Here is a 12703-nt window from a genome sequence, read left to right as displayed (position 1 = left end):
GCGGCCTATCTAGTGCAGGCCGTCGACAACCGCCACCGGTTGCCAGTCGCCGAGGCCGTTTTGCGGTCCGAAATCGTGCGGGAAAGGTTCGCCGGCGTGAATTCCACCGGCCACGAACACCACCTCAAAGCCCATCTTCGCTGCGCCAAGCACGTCCGTCTGAAGCGCGTCACCTATGGCGAGGACCGTGTCGGGAGGTGGATCGCCCGCTAGCCCAAGAGCATGCCTGTAGATCGAGGGAAACGGCTTCCCGTACCACTCGACGCGCCCGCCTAGACTCAGGAACACGTCCGCGAGCGCTCCGGCACATGGCTCCGGGACGCCGCCCCGGACGACCACCCGGTCGGGGTTCAGACAATGCATGAGAACGTCGCGGCGGCTGAGATCCTCAAGCGTAGACTTATAGTCGCCCACCTCCCTACGATCGTCGTCGAGACCGGTACACGCCAGCTGGTCGAACTCGCCGTCGTCAGCGAATTGAACGTCCCTGCCTTCGAGGATGACGCGATCCGCGTGTGTGCCGATGAACCCGACCGGGCGGCCGATCGACGTCAGGGCAGCAATTCCTGCCTCGCCGCTTGTGGATAGGGCATCCCATGCGTCGCGGGGCAGGCCAATGCGCGCGAGCTGGCTTTCGACCGCTTCGGCGGTTCGCGGCGCATTCGTGATCAGGATTACGGTGCGGCCTTCGCTCCGCCATTGGAGGAGTCGTTCGGCGGCTCCGGGATAAAGGTTCACGCCGTCATGAACCACGCCCCAGATATCGCAGAGTATGACCCGGTAGCGCTCTGGAAGCGCGTCGAGGTAGCTCATTCCAGCCCGGCGTCGATGAGCGCCTGCTCGATCGGCTCCACATCCTCTGGATTGTTCAGTTCTCGAAGCGCGTAGGGCGGTGGCTGCACGTCCACGACGGCTACCGGAAGGCCGGCAACGAGGAACCGTAGCTGCTCCAGCCCTTCGAGCGTCTCAAGCTCGCTCACCGGGGTCGTCACGTAGCGCTCCAGCGCTTCTGGGCGATAGGCGTAGACCCCGACATGAAGCCGCACGGGCGACATTTCGCCGTCGAGGGTACCGGCGGGCAAATGCGGGATGAGGCGCTTGGAGAAATAGAGCGCGTGCCCCTGGTCATTGATAACCGCCGAGGTTCCGCCGACGCGGCCCGCGGCTTCCTCCGCCTGGAGCGCCCGCACTTCGCTGCTCCGAAGTCGCATGGCCGGGGTCGCTACCAAGGCGTCCTGGTCGTCTCGCATACGATCGATCAGAGCTTCGACGAACCCGGGCGGCGTGAGCAGCGCGTCGCCCTGGAAATTGATGACCAGGTCCGGATCGTGAAGTTGGCCAAGCGCCTCTGCGCAGCGCTCTGTACCGTTGCGGCACTCCGGCGAAGTCATGATGACTCCGACGCCGTAGCGCGTGCATTCCTCGACGATCCGCTCATCGTCGGTCGTGACGAACACGCCGGACGCTTCGCGGACCCGACGGGCCGCTTCTACCGTCCGAAGGATCAGGGGCTTTGCCGTTCCGCTCGACCCTTTCAGCGGGACCAACGGCTTGCCCGGGTAGCGCGAGGACGCGAAGCGCGCCGGGATCAGGATGACCACGTTCATCGCGCGGACGGACAGTCGTGAATGTGGAGGACGCCGAGTGGTCTCTTCCGGCCATTGTCCTCGTCCACGACGAAAAGAGTCGTGATCCGATATTCGTCGAACAAGGTCAGGGCTTCATCGACGAGCGCGTCCGGCCCAATCGTCTTCGGGTCCTTCGTCATGAAGTCGCTCGCCACATGGTCGAGGCCCTCTTCCATGTGCCGACGAAGATCGCCGTCCGTAATCACGCCGATCAGGTAGCCTTCGCCGTCGACAACGCCGACGACGCCAAGACGCTTCTCGCTCATCTGCACGATCGTCTCGCGCATCCTGCTGTCGCCCGATGTGAGCGGCAGCTGATTGCCGGAGTGCATCAGCCGTTTCACCGGCTTCAAACGAGCGCCGAGCGATCCGCCTGGGTGCAAGCGCCCGAAATCGGTGCGCGTGAAGCCCTTCAGGTGCATGACCGTCATCGCGAGCGCATCGCCCAGCGCCAAAGTCATGGTCGTCGATGTCGTCGGGGCGACCGACTCCGGACCTACTTCCTGCCAATGCGGAAGAACGAGAGCGGCCTCCGCCGAGCTTGCGAGCATGGATTGCGGGTTGCCGGTGATCGCGATCACAGGAATTCCGACTGCAGAGAAATGGTCGATCACCGGCTCTAGCTCGGCCGTCTCACCGCTTTGGGAGATGAGAATCGCGATGTCGCCGCCGGCCGCCATGCCGAGGTCGCCGTGAATGGCCTCTGCAAGGTGCAGGAAGGTGGCCGTCGTCCCGGTCGAAGCAAAAGTGGCGGCGATCTTGCGGCCCACATGCCCGGATTTGCCAAGGCCGCTGACAATTAGTTTGCCTTTGCACTCGACAATCAGCCCGACCGCCCGCTCAAAGCTCTCGCCGAGACTGTCGGCAAGCGCATCCAGCGCCCGAGCCTCGTCGTGGAGCACATCGCGGCCGAAGCTCAGCAGATCGACAGCCGAAGGGTTTGACGCAGACGTTCCAGCCATTCGCCGCACCTAGCCAGAGCGCGGCCACCTGTGAAGTCGACCGCTTGACGAACCGCGGGGCACCCGCTTGTGTCGTGACCATTCAAGGGGAGACAATGTGGCAAAGCAACTGACCAGGTTCATCCTGATCGCACTGGTGCTCGGCGTCATCGCCGGTTGGGCGATCAATGCCGCGATCGACGACGGCTCCCCCGAGAGCGCGGAGCGGCTGAAGCAAATCGCCGAATATCTCAGCATCGTCACCGCCCTCTTCCTGCGGCTGATCAAGATGATCATCGCGCCGCTGGTCTTCTCGACGCTGGTCGCCGGCATTGCACACATGGGCGATATTGCCGCGCTCGGACGTGTCGGCCTGCGCTCGATCACCTGGTTCATCCTCGCGAGCCTGGTTTCGCTCACGCTTGGACTCGTTCTCGTCAACCTCCTCCAGCCTGGCGTCGGACTGAACCTGCCGTTGCCGCCGACAACAGCGGCGAGCGGTATCGAAACCGCTGCATTCAACCTGAAGGACTTCATCACCCACCTCGTCCCCGCGTCGATCTTTGATGCGATGAGCACGAACGAAATCCTGCCGATCGTCATCTTCTCGATCTTCTTCGGCGTCGCCCTGACAGCGATCGGTGATGCGGGACGACCGATCGTTCGCGGCGTCGAATCCCTGGTGAAGGTGATGCTCCAGGTCACCGATTACGTGATGCGGTTCGCGCCCTTCGCGGTCTTCACCGCGGTGACCAGCTCCATTGCCGAACAGGGACCGGAGATCCTCTTCACGTTCGGCAAGTTCGTCGGCAGCTTCTACCTTGGTCTCTTCGTTCTCTGGATGCTGCTGGTCGCGGCTGCATTCGTGATCGTCGGGCCGCGCACGCGCCACCTCGTCCGATACATCCGTGATCCGATCGTGCTCGCTTTCTCGACGGCGTCGAGCGAGGCCGCCTATCCACGGACCCTGGAAGCGCTCGACCGCTTCGGCGTCCCCCCGCGCATCGCCAGCTTCGTCCTGCCGCTCGGCTATTCGTTCAATCTCGACGGGTCGATGATGTACATGACCTTCGCGACGATCTTCATCGCTCAGGCATATGGAATCGATCTCAGCCTCGGGCAGGAAGTCACCATGCTCCTGGTCCTGATGATCACGTCCAAGGGGATGGCCGGTGTTCCGCGAGCGAGCCTTGTCGTGATCGCGGCCACCATGGCAATGTTCAGCATCCCCGAGGCCGGGCTGTTGCTTATCCTCGCGGTCGACCACTTCCTCGACATGGGCCGGTCAGCCACGAACGTCGTGGGCAACGCGGTCGCCTCTGCAGTTGTCGCCAAGTGGGAGGGCGAACTCGATCCGGAAGAGCCGGCGGACATCGAGCCGCCGCATGCGCCCTCACACGTCGCCCGGACGAAGCCGATCGACGACCACTTCTAGATTGTCACGCGAACGGCTGGTCGATGCTCGATGGCGGGACGGTGAACCACTTCGGGCCTGCCTCCGTCATGTGGAAACAGTCCTCCAGCCGGATACCGAACCTGCCGGGCAGGTAGATGCCCGGTTCGTTCGAGAAGCACATGCCGGGCGCGAGCGCCGTCTTCTCGCCGTGGACGAGATTGACGGGCTCGTGACCCTCCATGCCGATGCCGTGCCCTGTGCGGTGTGACGTCCCAGGGAGCTTGTACCCCGGTCCATAGCCCCAGCTTTCGTAAGCGCTCCGAACGGCATCATCGACGCTCCCGGCGGGCGCTCCGACCTTCGCCGCGGCCATTGCGATATCCTGCCCGCGCCGCATCTGTTCCCACACCTTGCGCTGATCGGCCGAAGGCGAGCCTCCAAAGACAAAAGTCCGCGAGATGTCGGATTGGTAGCCGTGGACCTCGCAACCGCAGTCGAGCAGGACGACCTCGCCCTTGCGCACATGCTGCGGCCTGCCCGATCCGTGCGGATAGGCCGCCGCTTCGCCGAGCAGGATCAACCCGCCGTCAGTGCTGGCGCCCTGGGCCTGTACCGCCGCGACATACATTTCGTTGATCTGCGTGGGCGTCATGCCCTCGCGGATCCTGGGATGGATGTGGCGGAATGCTGCGATGGTGATGTCCGCGGCCGACTGCATCAGCGCAAGCTCCGCGCTCGACTTGATCATCCGCTGTGCTCGAACGACCGGATTGGCGCTGACGATCTTTGCAGAGGGCAGCTGTTCCCTCAGGCGATCCAGGATCCAGAAGCGATTGGTCTCCTCGAACCCGATCGTTTCGCCTGCGACGCCCCGCTCCTTGAGGAAATCGGCGACGAACTTGAGCGGTTCCTCATCTTCCTGCCATGTCCGGACCTCGGCGGGAACGACGAGCATTTCCCTGATCGTCGGCCCCTCGAAGAAGGGCGTGACGATTATCGGATCGCCCTGGGCCGGGATGACTGCGCCCGTCAGGCGTTCGCTCCGCCACCACTGGATGCCCGTGTAATAATCGAGGCTCGGTCCGGACTCGACGAGCACTGCGCCAATGCCGTTGCGCTGCATGAGGTCGCGAGCCCTGGCCAAGCGCGCCAGCCGTTCCTCGTTTGAAATCGGCGGCGGCAATTTGACCGGACCGAGCTCGTCCTGGGCGGCAGCTGCGATCCTCGGTGGAATTGCGGCGGACGCCACAATCGCGCCCGCGCTCATCATCAATCCACGACGGCTCAAGGTCGTTTCAAGCATTTCTCGCCCCTTTTCGCTGCAACGACTGTTGCACGCGCTTCATGCTTAGGCCAGCAGGCGAAGATGCCGATAGACTTGCGACATTTGCCCGGTTCCGGGCCACGGCCTGGACCGCGCGAGACGATTGCGCTCCTCGCAGGGTTGATGGCTCTGAATGCCTTTGCCATCGACGCAATGATTCCGGCGCTCCCGGAGATCGGCAAATCGTTGAACATCGCTCGCGAGAACGACCAGCAGCTGGTGGTCGTGGCCTACTTCCTGGGCTTCGCATCGACACAGCTTCTGTGGGGCCCTCTCGCCGACCGGTACGGACGAAAGCCGATCCTGGCCGCCGGCGTATCGCTTTACATTCTCTTCGCCGGCCTCTGCGCCATTGCGGGAAGTTTCCCTCTCCTCATCGCCGGGCGGGTGGCGATGGGCGCGTCAGCTGCGGTTACCCGGGTGCTGGTCGTCGCAATGGTTAGAGACCTGTTCGAAGGCGAAGCCATGGCGCGGATCATGAGCCTCGTGTTCATGGTCTTCATGGTCGTCCCGGTGCTCGCGCCCAGCATCGGGCAATTGATCCTGCTTGTCGCGCCGTGGCGAGCCATCTTCCTCGTGCTCTCCTGCTACGGCCTCGTCATGCTTACCTGGTCCTGGCTTCGGCTTCCGGAGACCCTGCATCCCGAATATCGCCGTAATCTCGCTCCTTCCGAAATTGCCAGCGCGGTCGTCGCGAGCGTCAAGGAGCCGTTGTCGCGCGGATACACGCTGGCGCTGACCGCCACTTTCGGAGCCCTGGTCGCCTACATCAGCTCCATTCAACAGATTATCGCCGACGCCTTCGGAAGGCCCGAAATCCTTGGGCTGGCCTTCGGTGCGATCGCTGCGCCGATGGCCCTCGCCTCTTGGACGAACGCGCGCGTAGTTGGGCGCTTTGGATTGAGGCGGGTCGGCCATTGCGCGACGGTGGCGTTCGCCGTCGTCGCGATCACTCATGCTGTGGCGGTCAGTGCCGGGCTGGAGAGCCTGCTGGTCTTCATCATCCTGCAGGGTCTGACGATGGTCTGCTTTTCGTTTGCATCGTCCAATCTCAGCACGCTGGCGATGGACCGGATGGCTGAAATCGCAGGAACGGCTTCGTCGGTTCAGGGAGTCGTCGGTACGGTCGGTGCCGCGATCATCGGCTATGCAATCGGACAGGCGTTCGACGGCACAGTCCGTCCGTTCCTCTGGGGCATGACGGCCTGCGCAATCACTGCCTTGATCATCATTGTGCTGACAGAGCCGAAACGGCTCTTTGCGGGACCGTCCGCGGTCGGCGAGCAGATTGAACCGCACGCCGCCGCGGAAGCCTAATCAGTTGAATTACTCGGCGGCGATGTCGTCGTCAGCCGACGGACCCACCATCAACGCTTCGCCGACTTCATCGGTCTTTCCGCGAATTGCACGATCGATGCGGTCGGCGATCTCCGGGTTTTCCTTGAGATAGACCTTGGCGTTCTCCCGGCCTTGCCCGATGCGAATCGAGTCGTAGCTGAACCAGGCACCCGACTTCTCGATCAGGCCGGCCTTGACGCCGAGATCGAGGATCTCGCCCACCTTTGACACGCCCTCACCGTACATGATGTCGAACTCGACCTGCTTGAACGGTGGAGCGACCTTGTTCTTCACCACTTTCACGCGGGTCGTGTTGCCGACGATGTCGTCGCGATCCTTGATCTGTCCGGTGCGACGAATGTCGAGGCGGACCGAAGCGTAGAACTTCAACGCGTTGCCGCCGGTTGTCGTCTCCGGATTGCCGTACATGACGCCGATCTTCATGCGGACCTGGTTGATGAAGATCACCAGGCAACGCGAGCGGCTGATCGAGCCAGTCAGCTTGCGCAGCGCCTGGCTCATCAGGCGAGCCTGCAGGCCGACGTGACTGTCGCCCATCTCGCCCTCGATTTCCGCCCTCGGGACGAGCGCAGCAACCGAGTCCACGACCAGCACGTCGATCGCGTTCGAACGGACCAAAGTGTCGACAATCTCGAGCGCCTGCTCGCCCGTATCGGGCTGCGAGACGATCAACTCGTCGATGTCGACACCGAGTTTCTTCGCGTAAGCCGGATCGAGCGCATGCTCGGCGTCCACAAAGGCTGCAGTTCCGCCGGTGCGCTGTGCTTCGGCAATCGCATGCAAAGCGAGCGTCGTCTTGCCCGAGCTTTCCGGGCCATAGATTTCCACAACGCGTCCGCGCGGAAGACCGCCAACGCCAAGCGCGATGTCGAGACCAAGGCTGCCGGTCGAGATCGTGTCGATCTCGATCTTCTCGCGGCTGCCGAGCTTCATCGCCGAGCCCTTGCCGAAGGCGCGATCGATCTGCGCGAGCGCCGCCTCAAGAGCCTTTTGCCTATCCATTCCGGGTACTTCCAATCCGCTTCCGATGACCTTGAGCTGCGCTGCCATGCTATTCATCCTCTCGTCAACGGGCGGCCGAGCCCCACCGCCATAATCTTTTCGTACATGCTTTGTTCTATGAGAACAAGAGGGGAACGGGTGACCGGAAAGTCAAAGGATGATCAGGGCATTGAAATCGGGAAGAGCAAGCCGCCGTGGCTCGCAACTTCAAAGCGCGAACGCAGCATCCAGGGCGGGCGTTACGCGATCCACGGTGTAAGGCTTCTCAATCACGGGCACGTTGGCGAACTGGGCCGGCGGCGGATCCACGTGGCCACCAGTCGCAAGCACAAACGGGATTTGCATGTCACGAAGCCGTTGGGCGACTGGCCAGACGCTCTCACCCTTCAGATTGACATCGAGAATGGCGATGTCGAAACCGCCCTTGTCGGCTTCTGCCATTGCGTCCTGCACGGATTCGCATGTCGCGGTGACGGAATGGCCGAGCGACTCAAGGAAATCCTCGAGCATCATCGCAATTAGCGGCTCGTCCTCAACAACCAGGATACTACGCTGCCCCATATTGCCTCGGATACTGTGGGCCTTCGCTTCAGCATAGCCCTAATTCATTGAACAGGCGTAAGGGCCTTTCGGGCCGCCTCGGCCAGTTCCTGGACTGAGAAGGGTTTGGGCAAGAAGGCGACCTTGTCGATATCGATCGATTTGCGAAGCTGTTCCTCGGCGTAGCCGGACATGAACAGCACCGGTAGGTCGGGGCGGGATTTCCGCGCTTCGCGCACCATCGTCGGCCCGTCCATTTCCGGCATGACCACGTCGCTGATCAGCAGCGCGAACTCATCGCCGCGATCGAGAATCTCGAGAGCTTCCTGGCCATTGTTGGCGGTGACGACCGAATAGCCGTGCCGGGTGAGCGCCCTCTCGGCGACCGTCCGGACCATCGGCTCGTCCTCGACCAGCAGGACCGTGCCCGTGCCCCAAAGCTCGTTGTCGCCGCCCTTGGTCTCGCGTCGCGCCTTCGCCGGCTCCTCCGCCTGATGGACCGGGAGATAGATGATGAAGCGCGTTCCCTCGTCCACTTTCGAGTCCGCGAAAATGAAGCCGCCTGACTGCTTCACGATACCGTACACGGTAGACAAGCCGAGGCCGGTCCCCTTTCCGACCTCCTTGGTCGTAAAGAACGGCTCGAACACCTTACCGAGGACGTTCGCCGGAATCCCACAGCCAGTGTCGCTCACCGACAGCGCCGTATAATCGGCGATCGGAAGGATCTCCGATCCGAGCTCGGCGACCTGGTCGGCGCGCACCGCATAAGTCTGGATGGTTACGGTCCCGCCCCCCTTTGACGCCATGGCGTCACGCGCGTTCACCGCAAGATTGATGATGACCTGCTCGAGCTGGCCCGGATCGGCGCGGATCGAGCCGAGATTGCGGCCGTGTTTCACGACCAGGACGACTGTCTCGCCGAGAAGGCGCTTCAGAAGGTGCGAAACCTCGGAGACAACGTCCGGAAGCTGCAACACCTGCGGACGGAGGGTCTGCTGGCGAGAGAAGGCAAGCAGCTGGCGGGTCAGGCCGGCGGCGCGGTTCGAGTTCGACTTGATCTGCTGGATGTCGTCGTAGTCGCTGTCACCCGGCGTGTGCCGCATCAGCATCAGGTCGCAATGGCCGATGATGGCAGTCAGGATGTTGTTGAAGTCGTGCGCCACGCCGCCCGCGAGCTGACCGACTGCCTGCATCTTGGTCGCCTGGGCGATCTGTCGCTTGAGCTTCGCTTCCTCGCTATTGTCCTTGAGCAGGAGCAAGACCGCTGCATCGCCCAGCCCGCGCAATCCTGCAATTGTCAGCGCGACCGGTTCCTTCGGATCACGGGTAAGGCGGACGGCGATGTCGCCGGACATTGCCGGGCCTCGCGCGTTGCGGCGAACCGCGTCCGCGACCGCAGCCTTGTCCTCCTTCGCGACAAGGTCGCCGGGATAGACTGCCTTGCCCTTCATGCCAGCCGCGGTCCGGAAGGCCTGGTTCATTGTGAGGAAGCGGCCGTCACGATCGACCAGAGCGAGCCCGATCGGCATCATGTCGAGCAGGGCCTGAAGATTCGATGAGCTGCTCGAGGTTTCCGATCCATCGAACAGCAGGAAGGTCCCCGTCCCGGTCGGGTTTGCCGGATTCACGGGCACATGTACCGCGCGCAGCTCGCTACCGGCCTCGCCCTCGGCCGACAGGTGGAACATCCCATCCTCGGCGACATGTACGAGCTCCGAAAAGCGAGGACATTCGTCGGCGTGCCCGGCAGGTATTGCCCGGTCTGCAAACAGCTTGTTCGCGGCGAGGACTCGCCCTTCTCCGTCGACGAGAGCCGCAAGGACTCCTGCCCTCGTCAGGCGCTCGCCGGTGACTCCCGAAATTCCCTGAATGGCAAGTGCCATGGGATCCGCAGAGGGTGGATTTGGATAGCGCCAAAGGAGCATGTCATTGCGAAGTCCGGCGCGCTGCACCTCCACGGCGGCCGTCCCGGCCAGCGTGGCCACACCCGCAGCGCAGCCAGCACCATCGCGCCACGCCATCGACACCGCGGCAATGATTGACTGAGTCGACTCCTCATCAGCTGGCAATTTCAGCGGAGGAACGGCCTCGAAGCGCATCCGATAGGCTTCGTTCGCTGCCAGCAAGGCGCCGTCTTGCGACGTGATCGCGGCGGGCTCATCGCAAAGCGCGAGAGCGGCTCCAACGAGGCTGTAATCCGGGCCTTGAGCCAAAGTTTCTGAAGTTTCGACCTTGGCCGGCCGACGCAGCGCGAGAGCGCCGGCAATCGCGCCTGCTGCGGCGAGACCCGCGAGAACTAGCGCTGGAACGGGACCGACTAGAAACCACAGAGCCGCAAGGCTGAGCGCTGCGGCTCCGACGATACCCGGGAGCAGCCACCGACTGCCGCCGTCCAGTGGACGGGAAGCAATCGGCGGAAGCTCCTGGTGCAGCATTACCAGATACGTACGCGGTCAGCCGGTGCGAGGTAAAGCTTCTGTCCCTGCTGGACGTTGAACGCCGGGTACCAGGGGTCGAGGTTCCGGACGACGTTCGTGCGAACCGGACAAGGCGAGTGCGGATCGGTCAGCAGCTGCTGGCGGAGCGCCGGCTCGCGTTGCTTGCACCGCCACACCTGCGCCCAGCCGAGGTAGAAGCGTTGATCGCCGGTGGTGCCGTCGATGACCGGCGGCTCCTTTCCGCCAAGCGAAGCAAGGTAAGCGTCGTGAGCGACAGTCAGGCCGGCCAGGTCCGCGACGTTTTCGCCCATGGTCAGCTTGCCGTTGACGTGCAGTCCGGGCAGCGGCTCGTAGGCGTTGACCTGCTGTTCGTACTTGTCGAGGCGCGACTTGAAGGCCTTGCTGTCGCTGGGGGTCCACCAGTCGATCAGCTTTCCGGTGCTGTCATACTTCGCACCCTGATCGTCGAAATGGTGGCTGAGCTCGTGCCCGATCACTGCGCCGATACCGCCGTAGTTGACCGCCGGATCGGCGTTCGGGTCGAAGAACGGCGGCTGCAGGATGGCTGCGGGGAACACGATCTCGACCAGCCCGGAATTGGCGTAGGCGTTGATCGTCATCGGCGTCATGCCCCACTCCCAGCGCCGGATGGGGCCGCCGAGCTTGCCGATCTCGTAGGCATTCTCGAACTGCTTCGAGCGCATTGCGTTTCCGAGCAGATCGTTGGCGTCGATTGAGAGGCCACCCATGTCGCGCCACTGGCTCGCGTAGCCGATCTTCGGGGTGAACGCGGCGAGCTTTTGATGAGCCTTCGCCTTCGTTTCGGGGCTCATCCACTCGAGCGCGTCTATGCGCCGGCCCATCGCCGAGATGATGTTCTTCACCATCTTGTCGGCTGCAGCCTTTGTCTCGGGCGGGAAGTATTTCGCGACGTAGAGCTGGCTGACATCGTCGCCGAGCGCTGCGGTCGTGAAGTTCACGGCGCGCTTCCACCGCGGCTCCTGCTCCGGAATGCCCGACAAGGCGGTACCGGCAAAGCTGAAGCGCTCGTCATCGAACTTCTTCGGCAGGTACGGTGCGTAGCTGTCGATCGAGCGGACCAGGAGCTGGTCCTTGAGGACCGAAAGCGGCGCCTTGGCGATCGCCGCGGCTTCGCCGGTAAAGGCGCTCGGCTGAGCCACGAGCACTTCCGCGATCTTCGGCGAAATCGCGCCGAAGAATCCGGAGAAGTCGAAACCGGGAGCCCGCCTCTTGAGCTGCGCGATCGTGAACTTGTTGTACGTCTTGTCCGCGTCGCGGCTGTCGGCGCGCGTCCAGTGCGCTTTCGCGATCTTCGTCTCAAGGTCGAGGATCGCCTTGGCACGAGCCGCCGCATTGGCCTCACCCGCTAGGGTCAGCACATTGGTGAGGTGCGTCAGATACTTGGCGCGCGTGTCGACGAGCTTGGGATCGGTCGACAGGTAATAATCCCGATCGGGCATACCGAGGCCGCCCTGAAGGAGGTTCAGAATGTAATTTTCCGGCGCCTTGTCATCCTGCCCGACGAACATCCGGAAGGGGCCTGAAATGCCGATCTGGTCGGCCTTGGCATAAAGCCCACTGAGGCTGCTCTTGCCCTTGATCGCGCGGATCTCGTTCAGCCATGGCTCCAGGGGAGCAAGGCCTTTCGCCTCGATAGCCCCTTCGTTCATGAAGCTGTTGTAGGCCGCACCGATCTTGCTGTTCGGGTCCTTCGCCTGTTCTTCGATGATCCCGCGAGTTCGCGTCTTCGAAAGATCATCGAGCACGTTGAACATGCCGTAGCGAGCCTTATCGGACGGGATTTGCGTCGTCTGATCCCAGGTTCCGCTCGCGTAGCCGAAGAAGTCGTCACCAGCCTTGACGCTCGTGTTCATGCCCGCGGCATCGAAACCGTAGCTTCCATACTCAGGCTTCGGCACCGCAGGCGCTTCGGCTGCCGGCGGACCGGGCTCTTCAACTGGGGGCGGTGGGACATCGGCGGGACGGGTTACGCAGCCAGCGAGCGCCGTGCTCGCGGCGAGAACAACAATCAGACGATACATTTAACTTCC

10 protein-coding genes are annotated in these 12703 nt (G+C 63.0%); 2 read left to right on the top strand and 8 right to left on the bottom strand.

Annotated features, from left to right (window positions below; translation table 11 throughout):
* Positions 1 to 9: 9 nt before the first annotated feature.
* The 3 genes from ACMC5O_RS04310 to ACMC5O_RS04300 are packed head-to-tail and all read right to left on the bottom strand — an operon-like array spanning position 10 to position 2590.
* Positions 10 to 813, bottom strand: a complete 804-nt coding sequence (locus ACMC5O_RS04310; protein WP_426693316.1) for a TIGR01459 family HAD-type hydrolase — start codon at positions 811 to 813, stop codon at positions 10 to 12.
* Entirely contained in the window at positions 810 to 1607 is a 798-nt protein-coding gene (locus ACMC5O_RS04305; RefSeq protein WP_187709769.1) for a 3-deoxy-manno-octulosonate cytidylyltransferase, read from the bottom strand. Before ACMC5O_RS04305 ends, ACMC5O_RS04310 begins: the two co-directional genes overlap by 4 nt.
* A complete protein-coding gene (locus ACMC5O_RS04300) occupies positions 1604 to 2590 on the bottom strand; it encodes a KpsF/GutQ family sugar-phosphate isomerase (RefSeq protein ID WP_187709770.1) in 987 nt (328 codons plus the stop codon). The genes ACMC5O_RS04305 and ACMC5O_RS04300 overlap by 4 nt, the downstream gene beginning before the upstream one ends.
* 97 nt (positions 2591 to 2687) lie before the next feature.
* On the opposite strand from ACMC5O_RS04300, the gene ACMC5O_RS04295 reads away from it, so the two are divergent.
* Positions 2688 to 4004 (top strand): dicarboxylate/amino acid:cation symporter, encoded by a 1317-nt coding sequence (locus ACMC5O_RS04295; RefSeq protein ID WP_426693315.1) that lies wholly within the window; start codon positions 2688 to 2690, stop codon positions 4002 to 4004.
* 4 nt (positions 4005 to 4008) lie between these two features.
* Here ACMC5O_RS04295 and ACMC5O_RS04290 read toward each other — a convergent pair whose 3' ends face one another.
* A complete protein-coding gene (locus ACMC5O_RS04290; protein WP_187709771.1) occupies positions 4009 to 5268 on the bottom strand; it encodes a M24 family metallopeptidase in 1260 nt (419 codons plus the stop codon).
* A 63-nt stretch (positions 5269 to 5331) separates the two neighbouring features.
* On the opposite strand from ACMC5O_RS04290, the gene ACMC5O_RS04285 reads away from it, so the two are divergent.
* Positions 5332 to 6606: a multidrug effflux MFS transporter gene (locus ACMC5O_RS04285; RefSeq protein WP_281389444.1), complete on the top strand. Its 1275-nt coding sequence runs from the start codon at positions 5332 to 5334 to the stop codon at positions 6604 to 6606.
* Positions 6607 to 6615: 9 nt separating this feature from the next.
* Here ACMC5O_RS04285 and recA read toward each other — a convergent pair whose 3' ends face one another.
* The 4 genes from recA to ACMC5O_RS04265 form a co-directional block, all read right to left on the bottom strand.
* Entirely contained in the window at positions 6616 to 7698 is a 1083-nt protein-coding gene (recA, locus tag ACMC5O_RS04280; RefSeq protein ID WP_187709773.1) for a recombinase RecA, read from the bottom strand.
* A 159-nt stretch (positions 7699 to 7857) separates the two neighbouring features.
* Complete coding sequence (locus ACMC5O_RS04275) at positions 7858 to 8211, bottom strand: response regulator (RefSeq protein ID WP_187709774.1); 354 nt, start codon at positions 8209 to 8211, stop codon at positions 7858 to 7860.
* Between the two features lie 44 nt (positions 8212 to 8255).
* Complete coding sequence (locus tag ACMC5O_RS04270; RefSeq protein ID WP_187709775.1) at positions 8256 to 10628, bottom strand: response regulator; 2373 nt, start codon at positions 10626 to 10628, stop codon at positions 8256 to 8258.
* Entirely contained in the window at positions 10628 to 12694 is a 2067-nt protein-coding gene (locus ACMC5O_RS04265; RefSeq protein WP_187709776.1) for a M13 family metallopeptidase, read from the bottom strand. Before ACMC5O_RS04265 ends, ACMC5O_RS04270 begins: the two co-directional genes overlap by 1 nt.
* Positions 12695 to 12703 lie beyond the last annotated feature (9 nt).

The sequence above is a fragment of the Sphingomonas sediminicola genome (assembly GCF_049991885.1).
GTDB classification, from domain to species: Bacteria; Pseudomonadota; Alphaproteobacteria; order Sphingomonadales; family Sphingomonadaceae; genus Sphingomicrobium; species Sphingomicrobium sediminicola.
The sequence above is the reverse complement of the archived record's forward strand: the minus strand, read 5'-3'. Positions and strand labels throughout refer to the sequence as shown.